The 21,241-nt window shown below is 72.3% G+C and carries 22 protein-coding genes; 13 read left to right on the forward strand and 9 right to left on the reverse strand.

The annotated features are described in order from the left end of the window. Positions 1-187 precede the first annotated feature (187 nt). On the forward strand, positions 188-1,876 hold the full coding sequence (locus tag K4B79_RS19715) for a glycoside hydrolase family 13 protein (protein ID WP_232028104.1): 1,689 nt from the start codon (positions 188-190) through the stop codon (positions 1,874-1,876). A gap of 3 nt (positions 1,877-1,879) precedes the next feature. On the opposite strand, the gene K4B79_RS19720 is transcribed toward K4B79_RS19715, so the two are convergent. Continuing rightward, positions 1,880-2,584 (reverse strand): DUF4142 domain-containing protein, encoded by a 705-nt coding sequence (locus tag K4B79_RS19720; RefSeq protein ID WP_232028105.1) that lies wholly within the window; start codon positions 2,582-2,584, stop codon positions 1,880-1,882. A gap of 297 nt (positions 2,585-2,881) precedes the next feature. Here K4B79_RS19720 and K4B79_RS19725 point away from each other — a divergent pair, with 297 nt between their 5' ends. Next, positions 2,882-3,712, forward strand: coding sequence for an MOSC domain-containing protein (locus K4B79_RS19725; RefSeq protein WP_232028106.1), 831 nt, complete (start codon positions 2,882-2,884; stop codon positions 3,710-3,712). 147 nt (positions 3,713-3,859) lie between these two features. Here K4B79_RS19725 and K4B79_RS19730 read toward each other — a convergent pair whose 3' ends face one another. Both K4B79_RS19730 and K4B79_RS19735 read right to left on the reverse strand, forming a co-directional pair. Next, the gene (locus K4B79_RS19730) at positions 3,860-4,333 is read right to left on the reverse strand and encodes a carboxymuconolactone decarboxylase family protein (RefSeq protein ID WP_232028107.1); all 474 of its coding nucleotides are present in this window, start codon (positions 4,331-4,333) and stop codon (positions 3,860-3,862) included. A 241-nt stretch (positions 4,334-4,574) separates the two neighbouring features. Then, positions 4,575-5,693 (reverse strand): M24 family metallopeptidase, encoded by a 1,119-nt coding sequence (locus K4B79_RS19735; RefSeq protein WP_232028108.1) that lies wholly within the window; start codon positions 5,691-5,693, stop codon positions 4,575-4,577. A 214-nt stretch (positions 5,694-5,907) separates the two neighbouring features. Between K4B79_RS19735 and K4B79_RS19740 the strand changes: the two genes are divergently transcribed. Both K4B79_RS19740 and K4B79_RS19745 read left to right on the forward strand, forming a co-directional pair. Next, complete coding sequence (locus K4B79_RS19740) at positions 5,908-6,429, forward strand: DUF7144 family membrane protein (RefSeq protein ID WP_232028109.1); 522 nt, start codon at positions 5,908-5,910, stop codon at positions 6,427-6,429. A gap of 94 nt (positions 6,430-6,523) precedes the next feature. After that, positions 6,524-8,884, forward strand: a complete 2,361-nt coding sequence (locus K4B79_RS19745) for an ATP-binding protein (protein WP_232028110.1) — start codon at positions 6,524-6,526, stop codon at positions 8,882-8,884. A 307-nt stretch (positions 8,885-9,191) separates the two neighbouring features. Here the strand turns inward: K4B79_RS19745 and K4B79_RS19750 are convergent, their stop codons facing one another. Next, a complete protein-coding gene (locus tag K4B79_RS19750; RefSeq protein ID WP_232028111.1) occupies positions 9,192-9,560 on the reverse strand; it encodes a DUF6479 family protein in 369 nt (122 codons plus the stop codon). Positions 9,561-9,756: 196 nt separating this feature from the next. Between K4B79_RS19750 and K4B79_RS19755 the strand changes: the two genes are divergently transcribed. The 4 genes from K4B79_RS19755 (at position 9,757) to K4B79_RS19770 (ending at position 12,217) form a co-directional block, all read left to right on the forward strand. Further along, positions 9,757-10,971: a polysaccharide pyruvyl transferase family protein gene (locus K4B79_RS19755; protein ID WP_232028112.1), complete on the forward strand. Its 1,215-nt coding sequence runs from the start codon at positions 9,757-9,759 to the stop codon at positions 10,969-10,971. Between the two features lie 138 nt (positions 10,972-11,109). Next, on the forward strand, positions 11,110-11,439 hold the full coding sequence (locus K4B79_RS19760) for a MerR family transcriptional regulator (RefSeq protein WP_232028113.1): 330 nt from the start codon (positions 11,110-11,112) through the stop codon (positions 11,437-11,439). A gap of 233 nt (positions 11,440-11,672) precedes the next feature. Further along, complete coding sequence (locus K4B79_RS19765; RefSeq protein ID WP_010986199.1) at positions 11,673-11,876, forward strand: cold-shock protein; 204 nt, start codon at positions 11,673-11,675, stop codon at positions 11,874-11,876. Between the two features lie 86 nt (positions 11,877-11,962). Further along, on the forward strand, positions 11,963-12,217 hold the full coding sequence (locus K4B79_RS19770) for an SCO5918 family protein (RefSeq protein WP_232028114.1): 255 nt from the start codon (positions 11,963-11,965) through the stop codon (positions 12,215-12,217). On the opposite strand, the gene K4B79_RS19775 is transcribed toward K4B79_RS19770, so the two are convergent. Continuing rightward, on the reverse strand, positions 12,177-12,824 hold the full coding sequence (locus tag K4B79_RS19775) for an ABATE domain-containing protein (RefSeq protein WP_232028350.1): 648 nt from the start codon (positions 12,822-12,824) through the stop codon (positions 12,177-12,179). The two genes, K4B79_RS19770 and K4B79_RS19775, sit on opposite strands and share 41 nt — an antisense overlap. Before the next feature lie 287 nt (positions 12,825-13,111). Between K4B79_RS19775 and K4B79_RS19780 the strand changes: the two genes are divergently transcribed. Further along, complete coding sequence (locus K4B79_RS19780) at positions 13,112-13,876, forward strand: MBL fold metallo-hydrolase (protein WP_232028115.1); 765 nt, start codon at positions 13,112-13,114, stop codon at positions 13,874-13,876. A 37-nt stretch (positions 13,877-13,913) separates the two neighbouring features. Here the strand turns inward: K4B79_RS19780 and K4B79_RS19785 are convergent, their stop codons facing one another. Then, on the reverse strand, positions 13,914-14,282 hold the full coding sequence (locus tag K4B79_RS19785; protein WP_232028116.1) for a DUF4333 domain-containing protein: 369 nt from the start codon (positions 14,280-14,282) through the stop codon (positions 13,914-13,916). A gap of 129 nt (positions 14,283-14,411) precedes the next feature. Between K4B79_RS19785 and K4B79_RS19790 the strand changes: the two genes are divergently transcribed. From K4B79_RS19790 to K4B79_RS19805, 4 genes are all read left to right on the forward strand, one after another. Continuing rightward, positions 14,412-15,617 (forward strand): sensor histidine kinase, encoded by a 1,206-nt coding sequence (locus K4B79_RS19790; RefSeq protein WP_232028117.1) that lies wholly within the window; start codon positions 14,412-14,414, stop codon positions 15,615-15,617. Positions 15,618-15,659: 42 nt separating this feature from the next. Next, entirely contained in the window at positions 15,660-16,001 is a 342-nt protein-coding gene (locus K4B79_RS19795) for a VOC family protein (protein WP_232028118.1), read from the forward strand. Between the two features lie 16 nt (positions 16,002-16,017). Next, positions 16,018-16,626 (forward strand): gamma carbonic anhydrase family protein, encoded by a 609-nt coding sequence (locus K4B79_RS19800; protein ID WP_232028119.1) that lies wholly within the window; start codon positions 16,018-16,020, stop codon positions 16,624-16,626. A 133-nt stretch (positions 16,627-16,759) separates the two neighbouring features. Beyond that, positions 16,760-17,896 carry a sugar ABC transporter substrate-binding protein gene (locus tag K4B79_RS19805; protein WP_232028120.1) on the forward strand — a complete coding sequence of 379 codons (1,137 nt, stop codon included), beginning with the start codon at positions 16,760-16,762 and terminating at the stop codon, positions 17,894-17,896. 39 nt (positions 17,897-17,935) lie between these two features. On the opposite strand, the gene fabG is transcribed toward K4B79_RS19805, so the two are convergent. From fabG to K4B79_RS19820, 3 genes are all read right to left on the reverse strand, one after another. Continuing rightward, positions 17,936-18,628, reverse strand: coding sequence for a 3-oxoacyl-ACP reductase FabG (gene fabG, locus K4B79_RS19810; protein WP_232028351.1), 693 nt, complete (start codon positions 18,626-18,628; stop codon positions 17,936-17,938). Further along, on the reverse strand, positions 18,531-20,180 hold the full coding sequence (locus K4B79_RS19815) for an MFS transporter (protein ID WP_232028121.1): 1,650 nt from the start codon (positions 20,178-20,180) through the stop codon (positions 18,531-18,533). Before K4B79_RS19815 ends, fabG begins: the two co-directional genes overlap by 98 nt. 147 nt (positions 20,181-20,327) lie before the next feature. Then, positions 20,328-21,239 carry an NAD-dependent epimerase/dehydratase family protein gene (locus K4B79_RS19820; RefSeq protein WP_232028122.1) on the reverse strand — a complete coding sequence of 304 codons (912 nt, stop codon included), beginning with the start codon at positions 21,237-21,239 and terminating at the stop codon, positions 20,328-20,330. Between the last annotated feature and the right edge of the window lie 2 nt (positions 21,240-21,241).

Genomic DNA, 21,241 nt, shown 5'->3' on the forward strand with positions numbered 1-21,241 from the left:
TGGATCTTTGGTCAGAACACTGTCAACCTGCGGAGATACAGAGGGAGTTCAAGACTCCATCACAATTTCGTCACATGGGGAATGAACCGCTCCGGACGGCGTTCGAGTTCGCTTTCCCGGCAAGGTGGACAGATACCGATGTGGACAGATACCTGACTGCCTTCGATCGCAGCTCCGAGGGAGACCCGTGACCGACCCGCACCCCGACCTCCCCTCCCCCGACCTCTCCTCCCCCGACCTCTCCTCCCGCGACCCCAACTGGTGGCGCCAGGCCGTCGTCTACCAGGTCTACCCCCGCAGCTTCGCCGACGCCGACGGTGACGGACTGGGGGACATCAAGGGGATCACCGCGCGGCTGAGCCATCTCGCCGCCCTCGGCGTGGACGCCCTGTGGCTCAGCCCGTTCTATCCGTCCGAGCTCGCCGACGGCGGGTACGACGTCGCCGACTACCGGGACGTGGACCCACGGCTGGGTACGCTCGGCGACTTCGACGCGATGGTCGTGGAGGCGCACCGGCTGGGGCTGAAGGTGATCGTCGACCTGGTGCCCAACCACACCTCGCACCAGCACGCGTGGTTCCAGGAGGCCCTCGCCGCCGGGCCCGGATCGGCCGCGCGCGAGCGGTACGTCTTCCGTGACGGCCGGGGCGCGCACGGTGAACTGCCGCCCACCGACTGGCAGTCCGTCTTCGGCGGCAGCGCCTGGCGGCGGGTGCCGGACGGGCAGTGGTACCTGCACCTCTTCGCCCCCGAGCAGCCCGACCTGAACTGGGCGCACGAGGAGGTCCGCGCCGACTTCCGCACCACCCTGCGCTTCTGGTCCGACCGTGGCGTCGACGGCTTCCGGGTCGACGTGGCGCACGCGCTCGCCAAGGACCTGAGCGAGCCGCTGCGCGACCTCGGCGACCTCCCGGGCGTGGCGGAGGAGGCCCTGCGGCACCTGCCGCCGGGCAGCCATCCCTTCTACGACCGTGACGAGGTCCACGAGATCTACCGCGACTGGCGCCGGATCCTCGACTCCTACCGCCCACCGCGTACGGCGGTCGCCGAGGCCTGGGTGCCGGGCGCCCGGCGCGCGCTGTACGCCCGCCCGGACGAGCTCGGCCAGGCCTTCAACTTCGAGTATCTGGAGGCTGGTTGGGACGCGGCCGAACTGCGCCAGGTGATCGTCGACTCGCTCGCCACCGCCCGCGCGGCCGGCGCCTCCGCGACCTGGGTGCTGTCCAACCACGACGTCGTACGGCACACCTCCCGGCTCATGCTCCCGCCGGGCACGGACCAGAACGCCTGGCTGCTGTCCGGCGGCCACGCCCCGGCCGTGGACGAGGAAGCGGGGCTACGGCGGGCCCGCGCCGCCACGCTGCTCATGCTGGCGCTGCCGGGATCGTCGTACGTCTATCAGGGCGAGGAGCTGGGTCTGCCCGAGGTCGCCGATCTGCCCGTGGAGGTGCTTCAGGATCCGATCTGGGAGCAGACGGGGCGGGTGCGCAAGGGGCGCGACGGGTGCCGGGTGCCGCTGCCGTGGACGAGCACGGGGCCGTCGTACGGCTTCGGGGCGGCGGGGGCGTGGCTGCCGCAGCCGGAGAGCTTCGCGGGGTACGCCGTCCAGGCCCAGGACGGGGTGGCGGGCTCGACCCTGGAGTTCTACCGCACGGCCCTGCGGCTGCGCCGGAAGCTGTTGGAGGGGGAGTCCCTGACCTGGGCGGACGGCAGCCCGGACGGCGTTCTGGACTTCAGCCGGCACGACGGCTGGCGGTGTGTGGCCAACCTGTCGGGGACGGCCGTACCGCTGCCGGCGGGTGAAGTGCTGCTGACCAGCCGCCCGTTGGAGGACGGGCGGCTCGGGGCGGACACCACCGTGTGGCTGGCGCCCTGACGCCTACGGCGTGATGGTGGGCGTCGCGGTCGCGGTCGGCGGCGGGGTGAGGACGACCATCGGCTCGCCGGGCTGCGGCGGGGGCGGGGTCATGTCCTCCTTGGGCAGCTTCGGCGGGGTGGTCTGCTGGAAGAGGGCCTGGTCGAAGTTGACCAGGCCGGTCTTCTCCATGACCGTGATGTGGTCCAGCACCGTGTTGTTGGCCTGGTCGGCCAGTTGCCGCACCAGCGAGTTCTTGGTGGTGGAGCGGATCTTCGCGATCGTGTTGAAGATCGAACCGTGCGTCACACGCAGGATGTTGGCGAAGTTGGAGTCGAAGGCGTTGCCGGTCGGCGAGGAGTCGATCTGGTTCACGAAGGCCAGCTGCTGCGGGCTCGCCACGTTCGGCAGGGTGATGTTCAGCATCGGGGCGACCTTCCGGCAGCTGGCGTCCAGTGCCGCGTGTCCGTCGACGAGGTGCTCGGAGGCGGTCTTGACCTCCGGGGCCGTCCCCTTCTTCAGACCGATCTGGCCCAGGGGGTACTCCCACAGCCCGGCCGCGCGCACAGCGACCACGAAGGCACGGTCCTGCTCGGTCAGCGGCCCCCACTGCGTCTGGGCGATCACTCTGTCCTGCGCGTTGGAGACGGTGTCCAGCCCGAGCATCGATGGGTAGGCGAGCGCGCCCAGCGTCAGCGTGAGGGCCCCGCCCACGAAAAGGGTTCCCATCGCGTTCCGTGAAAAGCGCACCTTGCCTCCTGCCCGGTCGGGGGTCCGCCGGCTCGGCGGGTCTGACGGACAGGAGTACGGATGAGAGGGCCGTGGGACTCGATGACTTCGGTAAAAAATCCGCCGACCCGGGCGTCACCACCTGAGTTCCTCTCCCAGACTCAAGAAAATCGGGGACGTTGGGGACTCGGAGAACCCGGGGGAGTCGGGGAGCTCGGGGGAGTCGGGGAGCTCGGGGGAATTGGGGAGCCCGGGGGACTCGGGGAAGAGATGTGTCCGGTGACGAGGGGGGGCGGCGTGGCCGCAGTCGTGGAGTTGACGTACTACCCGGTGAAGGGGTGCGCGGGGATCACGGTCGTGGAGGCGGAGGTCGGGGCCGCGGGCCTGGCGCACGACCGGAGCTTCATGGTCGTGAGCGAGGACGGGGTCTACCGCACCCAGCGTCGGCACCCTCGGCTGGCGCTGATCGCGCCGGAGGTGGAGGAGGACGGCGGGCGGCTGGTGCTGCGGGCGCCGGGGGCGGGCGAGGTGTCCGTGACGGTGGACGTCAGCGGGGCGCGGCGGGACGTGACGCTGTTCGGGAACCCGTTCCGGGGCATCGACCAGGGCGACGAGGTGGCCGCGTGGCTGACGGACGTGCTGGGGGAGCCGAGCCGGCTGGTGCGGGTGCCGCCGGAGCACCACCGGGTCACCGACGGCCGCACCCCCGGCACCTCCGGCTACGCCGACAGCTGTCCGCTGCTCGTCGTCTCCCGTGCCAGCCTCGACCTGCTGAACCTGCGGCTCGGCGAGCAGGGCGCGCCCGCGCTCCCCATGGACCGCTTCCGCCCCAACATCGTCATCGGCGGCTGGGACGAGCCCCACACCGAGGACCGCGCCCTCCACCTCACCCTCGGCGGCGCCGAACTCGGCTACGCCAAGCTCGCCGTGCGCTGCGCGGTCACCGTCGTCGACCAGGAGACCGGCCTGCGGACCGGCCCCGAGCCGCTGCGCACCCTGGCGCGCTACCGGCGCTCGCGCGAGAGCGGCGGTGTCGTCTTCGGCGCGAAGTTCGCGGTCCTGCGGTCCGGCAAGGTGTCGGTGGGCGACGAGGCGGTGGTGGGGGAGTGGGGCACCGCCGAGTTGTGACGGGGCTACGGCCGGCCTCGTGTGACGGGGCTACGGCCGGCCTCGGCGGGGTCAGCGCTACGAGCGAGCGCGTTGAGCCCCGGGAAGCCGTGACGGCGGTTCCCGGGGCGGGAGTTGCGGCCGCCGGGGGAGGCGGCGGGGTGTGGGTCAGCCGAATTGGCCGGGCTGGTAGTCGCCGGCGGGCTGCTGGATGGCGACGTTCATGCGGTTGAAGGCGTTGATGAGGGCGATCGTGGTCACCAGGGCGACGAGCTGGTCCTCGTCGTAGTGCTTGGCGGCCCGCTCCCACACCTCGTCCGGGACACCGCCGGCGCCGTCGGCGATACGGGTGGCCTCTTCCGTCAGTTCCAGCGCGGCGCGTTCGGCGTCGGTGAAGACCGTGGCCTCCCGCCAGGCCGCGACCAGGTGCAGACGCTGGTGGGACTCGCCCGCGGCCACCGCGTCCTTGGTGTGCATGTCCGTGCAGAAGCCGCAGCCGTTGATCTGGCTGGCCCGCAGCTTCACCAACTCCTGGGTCGAGACCGGAAGTTCCGATTCGAGGACCGCCCGGCCCGCGCCCACGAGGTGCTTGACGATCTTGCCGGCGAGCGGGTTGCCGAGGAGGTTCAGGCGAGCTTCCATCGTGGACTCCTGTGTCGTCGTTGCTGTTCGCTACACCCCTTTGACGGAATGGCGGGGGGCCGTTGTGACAGGGGCCGAATGTGGCCTGTGTCACACCAGGCTCCCCGACGTGGCGGAAGCCCAGAGCAGGACGGCTCTCGCCCAGAGCAGGACGGCTCTCGCCCAGAGCAGGGCGGCTCTCGCCCAGAGCAGGACGGCTCTCGCTCCGAGCAGTGATGACGCGAGGGTGACCGCCGAGGGCTCAGGTAACGATCGCCATCTGCCGCGAGGCGCCGTTCAGGCGCCGTCCGCCCGTCTCCGTGCACGTCACGACGTCCTCGACGCGGACGCCGAAGCGGCCGGGGAGGTGGATGCCCGCCCCGACGGCGAAGCACATGCCGGGCAGGAGGGGCAGGTCCTCGGCGTCGGTCAGGTCGGGCGGCTCGTGGGTGGTGACGCCGATGCCGTGCCCGGTGCGGGGGTCGGCGCGGTCGCCGTACCCGGCGTCGGTGATCACCGCGCGGGCCGCCCGGTCGATGTCCCGGCACGGCACGTCGGGACGCACCGCCTCGAACGCCGCCTGCTGGGCGTCCTGGACGACCTCGTGCACCCGGCGCTCCTCGGCGGTGGGCTCGCCCACGTGGACCGTGCGGGCGGTGCGGGAGCCGTAGCCGTCCTGCAGGCCGCCGAAGGCCAGGACGACCATGTCGCCGACGGCGATGGCGCGTTCGCCGGTGCGGTGGTGCGGGTCCGCGCCGTCGGGACCGGAGCCGACCACCGTGAAGTCGACCCGGCTGTGGCCGTGTTCGCGCAGCAGCCGGTCGAGGTCGGCGGCCACGTCCGTCTCACGGCGCCCGGCGAACCGTACGGAGAGGATGTCGTCGTACGTCGCGTCCGCCGCCGCTCCGGCCGCCGCGAGCCGGGCCACCTCGTGCTCGTCCTTGACCACCCGGAGCAACGGCAGCGCGGTGCTCAGCGGCCGGTACGTGGTCAGCGGCAGCGCCTCCTGGAGGCCCAGCAGATGCAGCGCCCAGGTCGAGTCGGAGACGCCGTAGCGGCCGTGCGGGCGGAGCAGGCCCGCGGCCGCCGCGTAGGGATCCTGGCCGTCCTTCCACGCGGAGATCCGCACCGCGCCCGGCGCCTCCTCCGCGTCCGGGCGCTCCGACGCGGGGACGAGCAGCCGGGGCTCGGAGTCGGCGGTCAGGACGAGCAGGGTGAGGTGTTCGGTGGCCGCCGCCGGCCGGTAGCCGCACAGCCACACCAGGTCGGGGCCGGGTGTCGCCAGCAGCCCCGCCAGCCCCACGACGGCCGCCTCCCGGGCGGCGCGGTCCATTCGTACGGCGTGGTCCTGCTCGGTGCAGGCGGGTGGTGTCTCAGTCATCGCTCTCACCCATCAGGCCCGCCCCTCGTCTCGTCCGTGGCGTCGTCCCGGTGCCCTCCCCGCTCCTTCCAGTGAAGGACCGCGAGCGGACCCCCGCATGCCGAGCGCTCCCCGTCACCCGAACGGGTCACTCTCCTGGCGAGGGCCCCCACCCCGCCCGAAGGTCGAAGCGCATCTCCGGCCACATGCACCACACACAGGAACGGGATCCGCGATGACCCAGCAGCCGCACGCCACACCGCCGCACGCCACGCCGCCGCACGCCACGCCGCCGCCGACCCAGGACGACACCCGCCGGACGCCCGGCCGGGAGTCCGGGAGGAGCGAGTACGGCTACGCGCCCACGCCCACCGAGACCGCCTGGGCCGCGGGCGGAGTCGTCTTCGCCGGGGTGCTGATGCTGATGAACGGCGTCCTGGCGATCTTCCAGGGGATCTCCGCGCTCGCCGAGGACGACGTCTGGGCCAGTGTCGGGGACTACGTCTACAAGATCAACCTCACCGGGCGGGGCGTCATCCTGCTCTGCCTGGGCGTGGTCGCCGCCGTCACCGGAGCGGGCATCCTCAAGGGCGCCGACTGGGCCCGGACGACCGGTATCTTCCTGGCCTCGCTGAGCATGGTCGCCCAGTTCCTGTTCCTGCCCTACGAACCGGTCTGGTCGGTGATCATGATCGCCGTCAACTTCTTCGTGATCTGGTCCCTCGCCGTGTACCACCCGGCGGACCGGCGACCCTGACGGCGTACGCCACGACCCCGGCGTTTTCCCCGAAGGGCTGGCGTGGGAATCGTGTGTGATACACGCTGGGGAGTCGTATGGCTACGCTGTGCTGATGGCGGGGGCGGCGACGGGGTACGACGGGGGTGCCATGGGATTCGGCTTCGGGTTCGGGCAGCGGCGCGGGGGACAACTCCCCGTGGAACTCACCAGCTTCGTCGGACGGACCGGCGAACTCGCCGTGGTCCATGACGCGTTGGAACGTTCCAGACTGGTCACCCTGGCCGGTCCGGGCGGGGTCGGCAAGAGCCGGCTGGCGCTGCGGGCGGCCGCCGGACTCGCCGGCCGGTTCGAGGACGGCGTCCGGCTGGTGGAGCTCTCCGCGCTGCACGACCCGGAGTTGATCCCGGCGACCCTCGCGGGCGTGCTGGAGCTGCCCGAGCAGTCCGGGATGACACCGCTGGACGCCGTCGTCGAACACCTGCGGACACGGCGGCTGTTGCTCGTGCTCGACACCTGCGAGCACCTCGTCGACGCGTGCGCGATGCTCTGCGACATCCTGCTGCGCGAGGCCGCCGGGCTCAGCGTCCTCGCCACGAGCAGGCAGCCGCTGGACGTCCCCGGCGAGCGCTGCGTGCCGATCGCCCCGCTGCCGACCGAGGACGCCGTGGACCTGTTCGTCCAGCGCGCCTCGGCCGTGAGCACCGGCTTCACCGCCACCGCCGGCGCGACCGTCACGGACGCCGACCGCGAGCGGACCCGGGCCCTGGTCGAGCGCCTCGACGGCATCCCGCTCGCCCTGGAACTGGCCGCCGTACGGCTGCGCGCGGTGCCCCTCGCCGAGCTCGTCGCCCGTCTCGACCGCCGTTTCGAGGTCCTCACCGGCGGTCGGCGCACCGCTCTCACCCGCCACCAGACCCTGCGGACGGCCATCGACTGGTCCCACGACTTGTGCACACCGCGGGAACGGCTGCTGTGGGCGCGGCTGTCGGTGTTCGCCGGCGCCTTCGACCTGCCGGCGGTGGAGCGGGTCTGCGCGGGCGGCGACCTCGTCGGCGAGCAGGTGGTCGAGGCACTGATCGGCCTGGTGGACAAGTCGGTCGTCCAGCGCATCGGCGAGGACGGCGCCCGCTACCGGCTGCTGGACACGATCCGGGAGTACGGCGCCGAGCGGCTGCCCGGCACGGGCGCCGACGCCACCGCCGTACGAGAGCGGCATTTCGCGTACTACGAGGCGCTCGCCGGGCGGTTCTGGGACGAGTTCCTGAGCCCGGCGCAGGTCGGGCTGCACCGGGCGGTCCGGGACGACGTGGCCGATGTGCGGGCCGCGTTGGAGTACGGCCTGGGGGCCGGGGGCCGGACCACCGCCAAGGCGCTGTGGCTGGCGGCGCGGCTCGGGGCGTACTGGCGGGCCGCGGGCACGCTCTCCGAGGGCCGGTACTGGATCGACAAGGGGCTCGACCGCGTCCCGCAGCCCTGTCCCGAGCGGGCCTGGGGCCTGTTCATGACCGGCGTCTTCGCGGTGTGGACGGGTGACCTCGACACCGCGCTGGAACGCTTTCCGCAGGCCAGGGAGGTGGCGCGGGCCGCCGGGGAGAGCCGGGTGGAGGTGTTCGCGGAGGCCTACGTCGGGGCGCTGTCCGCGCTGTGCGGGGCCGTCGAGGAGGGGCTCGCGCAGCTGGAGAGCGCCCGGCTGCGGATCGTCGCCTCCGGGGACGGGCTCGGCATCGGCGTCGTCCACTACGAGGGCGCCCTGCTGCGGGCCGTCCTCGGTGACACGGACGGGGCGCTCCAGCTGTGCGAGACCGGCCTCGCGTTCCTGGAGGGCACCGGCGAGCGCCAGCTGTACGGTTCCACGCTGACCGTCCAGGGCGTGATCCTCTCGCTCGCCAAGGAGCACGGCAGGAGCGAGGCGTTGTTCCGCCGGGGGCTGGAGGCCGCGAGCGAGGTCGGCGAGGTGCTGGTGGCCGCGCTGGCCTGTATGGGGCTGGCCTGGAACGCGGCCCGTCAGGAGCGTTTCGTACGGGCCTGCTGGCTGCTGGGGTACGCCGAACACGCGCGCCGGCTCGGCGGGGATCCGGTGGCGATGCTGCCCCGGCTGCTGGAGGAACAGGAGGCGGTGCAGAAGCGGGTGCGTGCGGAACTGGGCGCGGAGACCTTCACGCGGTGGCACGAGTGGGGGGCCCGGATGTCCGGCCGCGCGGTCCTGGAGGCCGTCCGCGCCGACCTGGACGAACCCCCCTCCCGCGCCCGCCCGTCCGACACCCGGCTGCCCGGGCCCCGGGCCACGGCGAACGCCCTCACCCGCCGCGAGCGCGAGGTCGCCGCGCTGGTGGCGCAAGGGCTGTCCAACCGGGAGATCGCCGAACGCCTGGTGATCTCCAAGCGCACGGTGGACGCCCACGTGGAGCACATCCTCGCCAAGCTGCGGATCACCTCCCGCACGGAGATCCCGGCGGTGGCGGGGCCGTCGTAGAGCGAAGTGATCGTGGAGCGGGGCCGTCGTAGGTACGGCCCTCCGTACGCGGAGTCCCCGGGTGGCGCTCCCGCTAGGTGTACCGATCTTCGTCGAAGCCCGATGCGTGGGTGGTCGCCGGGCGGCAGGCTGATGGGGTCGCCGGGGCGAGGTCGTGCCGGGCGCCGGCAGTGCTGGTCCAACCCCACGGCTGTCATGGCAAGGCGTCCGTCCCGGCGCCCCGGCGACATCCAGTACGGGACCGTTCCCCTCACGGCCCCGTCGCGGGGCTGCCCTGTCGGTGGGGCAGCCCCGCGACTTGTCCGGGCTACGTGTGACCGAGGCCGCCGCTGCCGAAGGAGCCGCTGGAGCCCGGCAGCCAGCGGTGTCGGTGCTGGTCCTTTCCCGTCCTGCTGCCCTGGTGGTGGAGCTGGTACGGCATGAGCCGCTCCCGCCCCACCGCGGAGGGGATCTCGTCCGGCTCCCGCATCTCCCGGATCTCGTGCACCGCGCCCGTCACGGGCAGCTTCGGCTGCTCGTCCGGGCGGGGGTGCGGAAGTTCCTGGTCGAGGACCCGCATGCCCAGTCGCACGGCCCAGATGAGGGCTCCCGCGATGAACAGACCACCCGCGAAGGCGGCGAGCACGTTGAGTACCTCGCCCGACGTGGCCGCCTGTACAAACATCGCCGTACTCATGGTCCCAGTATGGCCGAAATTCGCCGGGGTGAGTGGCTTGAGTCACATGGTCCTGTGACCGGCGGGCGAAGCGAACGGAAGGACCCCCGGGCGGGGTGCGGGGGCGGGCCGTCTCCACGCCGGCCACGCTGTGTACGTTGGCCGATGGTCGGCGCCACCCGTCGAGGCGCCGGCAACGGCCGAGGGAAACGAGCACATGGCACGCGTCGCCGTCATCACCGCGCCCAACATCGGATACCGCAACACCGGAATGCTGACCGTCGACCTGGCCTTCGAGTCCCTGCGACGGCGCATGGGCCCCGGGATCGACCCGACCTGGTACACCCTGCACACACCGGAGACCGTGCCGCTCAGGGAGTGCGCGCGCGGCACGGACCTCCCCTTCCGGTTCCGTTCGCTGATCGAGCACGTCGACGAGCTCCGCGACCACGACGCGGTCGTCTTCTGGGGCGACTTCCTCCACACCCGGCACTATCTGGCCCAGGACGCCACGAACCGCCTGCTCGACTTCGGCTTCGCCGAGGACCGCGCCGCCGCCCGCGCCCTGCTGAACCGCACCCTGCTGCTGTCGGAGCAGCCGGAGGACCTCCTCCCGCGGACCCTCAGCTACGGCGGGACGATCCTGCACAACACCCAGTCCGACTACGAGGACAAGGAGTTCGGGCCCCTCTTCTCCCGGCTCATGACCCGCAGCCACCGCGTCTGGATGCGTGACCCGGTGTCGGCCGCCAGGATCGCGCAGCTGCGCGGGGACCGTACGAACGAGTACTTCGGCTCGGACGCGGCCCTGCTGTCCCGCCCCGGTGACCTGGACCACCTCCCGACCACCGCCTGGTCCGAGGACCTCCCGGACGGCGGCGCGATCGGCGTCTTCCTCGGCGCCCGCACCCGGATTCCCGCCTGGCTCCCCGACTTCTGCCAGGGCCTCGCCGACCGCTTCGGCGCCCCCCTCGAATGGCTCCCCTGGTTCGACCGCGACATCCCCTCCCCGGTCGCCCACATTCCCACCCGCCCCGGTGACCACACCATCGGCGACCTGGTGAACGTCCTGCCGCGCTACCGCCTGGTCATCACCGACACCTACCACCTCTGCGTCAACGCCTGGGGCGCCGGCACCCCGGTGGTCTGCGTCGGCGACCCCGAGCCGGTCCCGACGACCCAGGACGACTACCTCACCCTGAGCGACGTCAAGAAGCACGTCTTCCACATGTCCTACGACGCCGCCGACTTCTACCTCTCCACCCTCCCCGACACCCCCGCCTCCCTCACCCACCGCACCGACCGCCTCGCCCACCTCGTCGACGGCGACGGAGCCACCGCCATCACCACCCGCATCCGCACCCACGCCGACCACTCGGCCACGGCCTTCACCCGGACCCTCACATCGCTCCTGGACGGGTCGCGCGGCTGACGGATGCCGGTCCTGGTGGGGAGGGGGCTCGGAGAGCTGTGTTCGCCGTGGCAGGTATTCCGGTCGGGCCACTAGAGTTACCGTGCGGGCGACCAGGCCTGTGGCGGGCCGTGTTTCGGCGGTTCGCGGGAAGGTGACATGGGCTCGGGAGAGCAGCCGTACGGCGGCGACCGGCTGGACGACGACCACTATCCGGCGTACACGATGGGGCGGGCGGCCGAGTTGGTCGGTGCGACGCCGGGGTTTCTGCGGGCGCTCGGTGACGCGGGTCTGATCGCCCCGACACGTTCCGGCGGGCGGCACCGCCGGTATTCGCGGCACCAGTTGCGGCTGGCCGCGCGTGCCCGGGAGCTGGTCGGGCAGGGGACGCCGATCGAGGCCGCGTGCCGCATCATCGGTCTGGAGGACCAGCTGGAGGAGATGCTCAGCGACAACGAGGAGCTCCGCCGCCCGTCCGAGGAAAACTGACACCGCCGGAACAGAAAAAAGGGCCGGGCCGGGAAATGGTTCCTGGGTGATTCCCCGGGGCTTTTTGCGGCGCCGTTTTCCTTCAATTCGCATCTTGCTGTTTCGTGCTACGGTCGACGTCGTTGCAGTTGTGGTTGCCATTTTGCTGCCGGGGTTTCCGGGCAGGTGATCATCACAGCGATGAAGGGGGCTCACGAAGTGTGGGTCTCCAGCACTGCCTCAGGAGATATGACATGGCCACCGGTACCGTGAAGTGGTTCAACGCGGAAAAGGGCTTCGGCTTCATCGAGCAGGACGGCGGCGGCGCCGACGTCTTCGCCCACTACTCGAACATCGCCACCCAGGGCTTCCGTGAGCTCCAGGAGGGCCAGAAGGTGACGTTCGACGTCACGCAGGGCCAGAAGGGCCCGCAGGCGGAGAACATCGTTCCCGCGTAACCGTCTGACGGTTTCGACAGGGCCCGCACCTTGGGTGCGGGCCCTGTTCGTTTATCCACATTCTTCTCGGACCCTGGTGAGGCACCATGCGCTGTGTGATCGCCCGTTACCCCTTCGACCTGGTCAAATCCGAGGTCGAGTCACAGATGCAGGGTGTACGGCCGGAACCCCTCAGCGGAGCGTGCGTGGTCATCGGGCGCAAGATCTACCCGGTCAAGCAGGTCGGCGAGGTCATCACCCGCCAGGACCGCCGGGACTTCACCGCCTTCGAGGTCACCAGGGCCCTCACCCGCCTCGGCTTCACCTGTCACGAGACGCCGCCCGAGGCCGCGTCGGCGTAGTGTGCCCCGTCCTGCGGGCGTAGGCGCGCGCGGCACGGGCCCGGTCGCCGCAGCGCGTGGAACACCACTGACGTCGGCCGTGCCGGAGCAGGAAACGGTTGCACGGGGGTGACCCGCAGGCCGTGAGCCGCTCGGCGTCCGGACCGGTCAGCAGATCGGCGGCGTCCGCGGCGAGAATCGCCAGCGCGTGGTCCACGATCTGGGTGACGGGATGGGAGGTCGCCCGGTACAGACCCCGCGCCGAGTCCCAGTACAGCAGGGACGCCGAAGGGGCCTTCGTCAGCGCGTCATTGACCGCCGCGAGTGCCTCCGCCGGCGCCGGCAGCCCCTCCATGTGGCAGCCGAGCAGCGCCCTCACCTGTTCGCGCAGAGCCCGCAACCGGGCCGCGCACATCTCCCTGATCCCGGCGTCCGCCGGAGCGAGGCCGCGGTCTGCCAGCCACTGTCCCGCCGCCGCGGGGCTCCCGAGGTAGTCCAGGAACTGGCCCCCGGGCAGCGCGGGCGCACTGTTGGCGAGATCCAGCGCGAGATACCGCTCGGCGCCCGGCGCGGGCTCGATGGGTGCGTCGGGTGAGGGTGCGGTGGGTGCGTCCGGCGCGGGTGCCATGGATGCGTCCGGCGGGGGTGCCATGAGGGCCTCCGGTGCGGGTCGGGGTGCCTCCAGTGTGGGTCGGGCGAGCGTGTCTTTCGGCGATCCGGTCGCCTTCGGGGCCGCGTAGGGCGCGTCGGCCGGATCCGTCGCCGTCGCCGTCTCGGTCCCGGTCCCGGGCTTGGTCCCACTCACCGTCTCGGTCTCTCTCACGGTTCTCATGGTAGGGCTTGCTCTCATCCGTGAGAACTGTGCTAGTTTTTCTCACGGATAGCCATCAACTCATCCGTGAGGTGAATCTTCCCGTGTCCACGATCCCCGTCCGGGTCCTCGGCGGCCCCACCGCCCTCATCGAGTACGGCGGGCTCCGGCTTCTCACCGACCCGACCTTCGACGCCCCCGGCGACTACCCGCGCCCCGGCGGCCCGACCCTGACCAAGACGGCGCCGTCCCAGGTCGCCCCGGCCGAGCTGGGGCCGATCGACGCGGTGCTGCTCTCCCATGACGAGCACGCCGACAACCTCGACGACTCGGGCCGGGCCCTCCTCGCCGACGTACCCCTCACCCTCACCACGCCCGGCGGCGCCGACCGCCTCGGCGGTACCGCGCGCCCGCTGCCGCCCTGGACCTCGGTGCGTCTGGACCGCCCCGACGGCGGCACGCTGACGGTGACCGGCGCGCCCGCCCTGCACGGGCCCGACGACGTCGAGGGGGTGGAGGAGATCACCGGCGAGGTCATCGGTTTCGTCCTGACCTCCGACGACCTGCCCACGGTCTACGTCAGCGGCGACAACGCCTCGCTCACCTTGGTCGGGGAGATCGCCGAGCGGTTCGGGCCGGTCGACACCGCCGTGCTCTTCGCGGGAGCCCCCCGCTTCCCCGTCCTCTTCGACGGGGCGCCGCTCGTCCTCGACAGCGCCCAGGCCGCCGAGGCCGCCAGGATTCTCGGCGCCCGCCGGGTCGTCGCCGCCCACTGCGACAGCTGGGCCCACTTCACCGAGGGCCGGGAGGAGTTCGCGGCCGCGTTCCGCAAGGCGGGGCTGGACGACCGTATCGAGGTGGACGTGTAGGCGCCGGGCCTGCCGTGCTGGGCCCACCGTGCCGTGCCTACCGTTCGAACTTCCAGGTGATCCGGGTGTCCGTCGCGCTGATCACCGTCACCGGGATGTCGATGGTCGCACCGCCGCGTTTGCGGCCCGTGCAGGTCAGGGTGGCACCGGCGACCGCCTTCAGGCCGGTGGGGCAGGACACGTCCACCTCCGTGCCGACCCAGGGCAGCGGGTGGTACAGGGACTCGGTCCGGCCGGCGACGATCCGGGGGGCGAGGGCCTTGTGGCCGTCCACCATCACGGTGTCGAACCGGTCGAGCCGGGTGGTCGACTCCGTGGTGGAGGCCAGCCGGGTGCCGACACCGCCGAGGACCAGCACGGCGGCCGCGCCGGCCACGACACCGGCGAGGAACCTGCTGTCCGGCATGATCCGCTCCTCGTCCGCAGGGCACCCGGGACACGTGTCGCGTCCGGGGGCGGAAAATACCAGGCGGGCCGCGTGCCTCGGCCGTTCGGCCGATCCCGTGGGCGCCGGCGGCGACCTACCGTGATCCCCATGCGATCCCCTTCCCCACGAGGCCTGGCACGCGGTCTCGCCGTGGGTGCCCTCGTCGGGGCGACCTTGCTGGACCTCGATGTCGTGCGGGACGGGGGCTACTCCCCGTGGGCCACGGTGGCCGTCCTCGCGGCCGGCCTGGCCGCCGTGCTGTGGCCCGCCGGGCGCCGGCCCGCCTGGCTGACCCCGCAGCTGCGCACCGGTGTCCCGGCACTGCTGTCGCTGCTGTTCACGCTGTCCGCGGTCGTGCTGAACCGGGACGCCCCGTTCGGGCTCGGTGAGGCCGTGCTCCTGCTGTGCCTGCTCTTCGTGGCGGTACGGAACTGTCCGCCGCGCTGGGCCGTGCTGTGCGGGGTGCTGGACGGGGGCGCCCTGCTGGCCACGCCCGCCCGGTACTACGGGGGACACTCGGACGAGGTGTACGTCTTCAGCCTCGCGGGTCTGGTCCTGGTCGGGGTGGTCGCCGGGCTGGCGGCCTACCTGCGTGCCCTGGACTACCGCCGTACCGTCGCCGTCGCCGAGACCCGGCGGGAGGAGCGGCTGGCGATCGCCGCCGACCTGCACGACTTCGTCGCCCACCACGTCACCGGGATCCTGGTGCAGACGCAGATGGCCCGCATGATGGCGGCGGGACAGGCCCCCCACACCTCTCAGACCGCGCCCGCCCCCACCCCCACGCAGGAACTCGACCCCGTCCTGGCCGGCATCGAACGCGCCGCCACCGAGGCCCTGGCCTCCATGCGCCGCACGGTCGGCGTCCTGCGCGACACCGGCCCCGGCCCCGACACCGAGGCGGCCGACCGGCGTCCCGTCGGCGACCTGGCCGCCCTCACCGAACTGACCGAGGGATTCGCGAGCCCGGGGCAGCAGGTCACGCTGCGCCGCGATCCCGCCGTGACGGACGACCTGCCGCACGAGGTGCAGGCCGCCGCCTTCCGGGTCGTCCAGGAGGCGCTGACGAACGTACGGCGGCACGCGGCCGACGCCACCGAGATCGTCGTAGCCCTGCGGTGTGACGGGAACCGCCTGGAGGTGACGGTGTCCGACGACGGGCGCGGCGGCACCCAGCTCCCGGCCGCCGCGCACGGCGGCGGCTTCGGCCTCGTCGGTCTGACGGAACGCGTCACCGCGCTGGGCGGCCGCCTGCACACGGGGCCCCGGGCCGAACACGGGTGGGAGGTACGGGCGGTGTTCCCGACGCCGTAGACATCCCGGACCGCGGCCGTGCCCCGCGCCTACCATGACGGCATGACGGTCGACCTCTTCGCGGGCATTCCGGTCAACGACTACCGGGCGGCCCTCACCTGGTACGAGCGCCTCCTCGGCGCCCCGCCGGTCTTCTTCCCGAACGACAAGGAAGCGGTGTGGGAACTGGCGGAACACCGGTACGTCTACATCGAGCACCGGCCCGGTCACGGCGGCCACGCCCTGCAGACGCTCTTCGTCGACGACCTGGACGCGCGGATCGCCGCCATCGGCGAGCGGGGGCTGACACCGACCCGGCGGGAGACGTACGCGAACGGCGTCCGCAAGGTCACGTACCACGACCCCGACGGCAACGAGATCGGCTTCGGCGGCGGCCCCGCCTGACGGAAAGGCAACCCCCATGCTGATCGAGCACCGCGGACAGGCACCCGCCGTCCCGGACTCCGCCTATGTCGCTCCCTCCGCCACCCTGTGCGGTGCCGTCGCCCTCGGTGAGGGCGCGCGCGTGCTCCACGGGGCAGTGCTGACGGCCGAGGACGGGGAGGTCCGGGTCGGGGAGAACACGGTCGTCATGGAGCACGCCCTGGTGCGCGGACGCGCGGGACATCCCGCGGTCATCGGCGACGCGGTCATGGTCGGCCCGCACGCCCACGTCAACGGGGCGAGGGTCGAGAGCGAGGCCTTCGTCGCCACCGGTGCCTCCCTGTTCCCCGGCGCGGTCGTCGGCACGGGCGCCGAAGTCCGGATCAACGCCGTCGTCCAGGTCAACTCGCGCCTCGCCCCCGGCGCCGTCGTACCCATCTCCTGGATCGCGGTCGGTGACCCGGCCCGGCTCTTCTCCCCCGACCGCCACGACGAGATCTGGGCCGTGCAAAGGGAGTTGGACTTCCCCGGGACGGTCTACGGGGTTTCCCGCGGTACGCCGATGCGCGAGATCATGGCACGCCAGAGCGAGTTCTTCGGCGCGCACCGTGACGACATCGTCCTGGGGGACCTCCGCCGCAGGTGAGCCGGGGCAGGGGCGTCCTTGGCGTTGCTGTTGCTATCTCGTTAACAAGAACCCTTGACGCTGAACGCGCTTACCGCGTTGGCTTTCACCACCTGGTTGCCAGGTTGCTCTGTTGCCCCGGAAGGCACCTGTTGTGAACGTTTTCCCCCCGCTCAGCTCGGCCGCGCGACGTCTCCCCCACATCGTCGCCGTCTCCCTGTCGACGCTGTTGCTCACCTCGTGCGGCGTCATCGAGGGTGTCGGCGACAGCAGCAGTTCCGCCAGCCCCAAGAAGGGCGACGACATCACGGTCGGTCTGCTCCTGCCCGACCGGGAGACCGGTCGCTTCGAGAGATTCGACTACCCGCTCATCAAGAAGCGCGTCGAGGCCCTGACGAACAACAAGGGCAAGGTCCGTTACGCCAACGCCGGTGCCAGCGCCAAGAAGCAGAGCACGCAGTTCGAGCAGATGATCGCCGCGAAGGTGGACGTGATCCTGGTGGACGCGGTCGACGCCAAGGCGATCGCGAAGGACGTCCAGAAGGCGAAGGACGCGTCCATACCCGTCATCGCCTACGACCGTCTCGCCCAGGGCCCGATCGACGCCTATGTCTCCCACGACAACGAGCTGGTGGGTCAGGTGCAGGGCCGCGCGATCGTCGGCGCCCTCGGCGACAAGGCCAAGACCAGCAAGATCGTCATGATGAACGGCTCGGTCGCCGACCCCAACACGGCCCTGTTCAAGCAGGGCGCGCTCAGCGAGCTGAACGGCAACGTCATCATCGCCAAGCAGTACGACACCCGGGAGTGGCTGCCCCAGGTCGCCAAGGCCAACATGGAGAAGGCGATCAAGGCGATCGGGCTCAGCAACATCGCCGCCGTCTACTCGGCGAACGACGGCATGGCGGGGGCCGTCATCGAGGCGCTCAAGGAGGCGGGGGCCTCCAAGATCCCGCCGGTGACCGGGCAGGACGCGGACCTGGCAGCGCTCCAGCGGATCGTCTCCGGCGAGCAGTACATGACGGTGTACAAGTCGTTCCTGCTGGAGGCGGACAACGCCGCCGAACTGGCCGTCGCCAAGGTCCAGGACCACGGGATCGAGTTCGACGCGCTGACCCCGGACACCATCGACAGCCCGACGCAGCAGGACATCCCCGCCAGCCTGGTGCCGGTGGTCGCCGTCAGGCAGGACAACATCAAGGAGACGGTGATCCAGGACGGCGTCTACACCGTCAAGGAGATCTGCACCCCCGAGTACGCGGCGGACTGCGCGGCCATCGGGCTGAAGTAGGGCGCTCCGGCAGGGAATTCGGGCCCCGCGGCTGTCGCGTCAGTGGCCCAGTCCCGCGCCCCCGTCCACCGGGAGCACCGCTCCCCGCACGTATCCGGCCCCCGCGAGGAACGCCACCGCCTCGGCGACCTCGTCGGGGTGGGCGGCGCGGCCGGCCGGGGCGTGCCGGAGGAGCTCGGACCGCTGGCGGGGGGTGAGGGCGCGGGCCATGTCGGTGTCGGTCAGGCCCGGTGCCACGACGTTGCAGGTGATGTCACGGGGGCCGAACTCCCGGGTGAGGGAGCGGGCCAGGCCCGTCAGCCCGGCCTTCGCGGCGGCGTAGTTGCTCTGCCCGGAGGCGCCGTGCAGGGCGGCCGTGGAGGAGACCAGCACGATACGGCCGTGGCCGCGGTCGAGCATCGCGGGCACCGCGCGCCGGGCGACCCGGAAGGCGCCCGTGAGGTTGGTGTCGACGACCGAGGTGAAGTCCTCCTCGCTCATCAGCGGCAGCAACCGGTCCTGCGTGACGCCCGCGTTGGCGACCAGCACGGTGACCGGCCCGTGGGCCGCCTCGGCCTCCTTGAACGCCCGGTCCACCTGCTGACTGTCCGTCACATCACAGCGTACGGCGAGGAATCCGGCGTCGGCGGGCGGTTCAGCGCCCCGGTGGGTCACCGTGACCCGGTCGCCCGCCCTCGCGAAGCGGCGGGCCGTGGCCAGCCCGATCCCCCGGTTCCCGCCGGTCACGAGCACCGAGCGGGGTGTCGTCGGCGGCGTCCGGTCCATGGTCGACTCCCTTGTCGCTGTCCGGGTTTCGGGTGCGCAGGCCCACGACACACACCGCGAACCCGACGAGGGCGAGGACGGCGGTCCAGAACGTGGCCGCGTACATCGCGTCGAGGAAGGCGCGGTCGGCGGTGGCCGCCAGGTCCGGCAGGCGCAGCGAGTCGGCCAGGGCGCGGGCCGACTCCGCCGAGGTGCGGGCCCGTTCCTCGGCGTCGGGCTGCAGGGATCCGGGGACGGGGGCGTCCGCCATGCGGCCGCGGTAGACCCCGGAGAGGATCGAACCGGCCATCGCCACGCCCAGCGTTCCGCCCACCTGCCGGGTGACGCTGTTGACGGCCGAACCGGCGCCCGCGAGATGCGGGGGCACCGCGCGCATCATCGCCGCCGTGACCGGGGTGCCGACCAGGCCCATGCCGAAGCCCTGGATCCACAGCAGGGCGGCGATGAGCACGAGAGGGGTGCCGGCGTCGAACCACAGGTAGCCGAGGTAGGTGGCCGCCGTGGCCAGCACGCCGGCGGCGACCGTCCACCGGGCCGTCAGGAGCCTGCTCGTGGCCGGGGACAGCTGACTGCCCAGGACGATGCCGACCGCGGCGGCGATCATCACCGTTCCGGCGTCGGCGGGGGAGAGACCGCGCGGGCCCTGGAGGTAGAAGGCCGCGTAGAACAGGTGGCCGGCCAGCGCCATGAACGCGATCAGCAGCACCACGCTGCCCGCCGCGAACCCCGGTTGCCGGAACAGGCGCAGGTCCAGGCTGGGGGTGGGGGATCTGCGCTGGCCCGCCACGAAGGCGGTGAGGAGGGCGGCGCCGAGCGTGAGCGGGAGCAGGACGTGGGGGCCGTACCAGGGCTTTCCGCCGCCGAGTTCGATGATGCCGTAGACCACCGCGCCGAGGCCGAGTACGGAGAGGGTGAGGCCGGGGAGGTCCAGGACGCGGCGGTGCGAGGGGGGCAGCCGGGGGACGACGGCCAGGACGCCGGCCAGGCACAGGGCGACGATCGGCACGTTCACCAGGAACACCGAGCCCCACCAGAAGTGGCTGAGCAGGGCGCCGCCCGCGACGGGGCCGATCGCCACGCCGAGTCCGCTGGAGGAGCTCCAGATGGCTATCGCCCGGGTGCGTTTGTCCTCCGGGGTGCTCTGGACGATGACCGTCAGCGTGGCCGGCATCAGCAGGGCGCTGCCCGCGCCCATGAACGCCCTCGCCGTCACCAGGGCGGGCGGGTTCGGGGCGAACGCGGCCACGGCGGAGGCCGCGCCGAAGAGGGCGAGGCCTGCCAGGAGGGTGGTGCGGGGGCCGTAGCGGTCGGCTAGGGCGCCGCCCGCGAAGAGGGTGCCGGCGAAGACCAGGGTGTAGGCGCTGGAGATCCATTCCAGGTCGGTGGGGGTCGCGCCCAGGCCTTCGGCCGGATCGGCGAGGGTGGTGACGGCGACGTTCAGGATCGAGGTGTCCAGCCAGATCAGCATCTGGGCGGAGACGATGACGAGGAGGGTGGGCCAGGTTCGGGTCGCGTTCATGGTGCGGCTCCGTCGGGGCCGGGGTGGGGGTGGGGACGCTCACCGGCGCCGGCGGGGTGCCGCGCCTTTCTTTGGGCCGGGCGCCGCCCTGGCGGCACGATTGCCCGCAGCTGGGCGGGACGAGGTGCCCGCAGGTGAGGGCGTGGCTCATTCCTTGCCCAGCCCTTCCCGCCAGCTCGGGCGCGCCGGTTTCCAGCCCAGTTCCGTGCGGGCCCTCGCGTTGGACGCGCCGTGGGCCGTGGTGAGTTGGTGGGTGGGGTACCAGCCGAGGAGGCGGGGGGCCAGGGCGGCCGGGATGCGGCGTGGGGGTGGGGCGCCGAGGGTGTGGGCGTAGTGGGGGAGCCAGTGGGCGGCGGGGGCGGGGTCGTCGTCGGTGATGTGGAGGATGCCCGTGGCGGTGGACTCCACGGCCGTCACCGCCGCGCCCACGGCGTCCTCGACGTGCAGGAACGAGGTGATGCCGGTGCCGTCGCCGGGGAGGGGCAGGCGTCCGGCCAGGACCCGCCCGGCCGTCGAGCCGGTACGGGCGTACGCCGTGCCGGGGCCGTACAGGGTGCCGTAGCGCAGGACCAGGCCGCCGTCGGTGGCCGTCACCTGGCGTTCCAGGTCGGCCACCGCGCCCACCGTGGCGGCCCAGCCGGGGTCCGGGGCGTCGACGTACAGCGGCGCGTCCTCGTCGAGGACGGGGGTGGCCGCCGGTGCGCCGGCGAAGGCGATGGACTGGGCGACCAGGCGCCGCGCCCCGGCCGCGCGGGCGGCGGCGACGAGGTTGGCGGTGCCCTCGGTGCGCAGGCGTGCCGTCTGTGCGAAGGCCCCGGCGGGGTCGTCGCGCAGGAGGCGCAGCGCCGACATCTGGTGGACCACGACCTCGGGGCGGGCGGCCGACACCGCCGACAGCAGCGCCTGGCGGTCCAGGGCGTCGGCCACGACGACCGCGTCCGGGTCGGCGGGGCCGGCGGTGTCCCGGACCAGCGCGGTCACCTCGTGTCCCCGTGCCCGCAGTGCTGCCACCAGCGGGCGTCCGATCACGCCGGTGGCTCCGGCGACGAGTACGCGCATGG

Source organism: Streptomyces lincolnensis (assembly GCF_021173675.1).
GTDB lineage: Bacteria > Actinomycetota > Actinomycetes > Streptomycetales > Streptomycetaceae > Streptomyces > Streptomyces lincolnensis_B.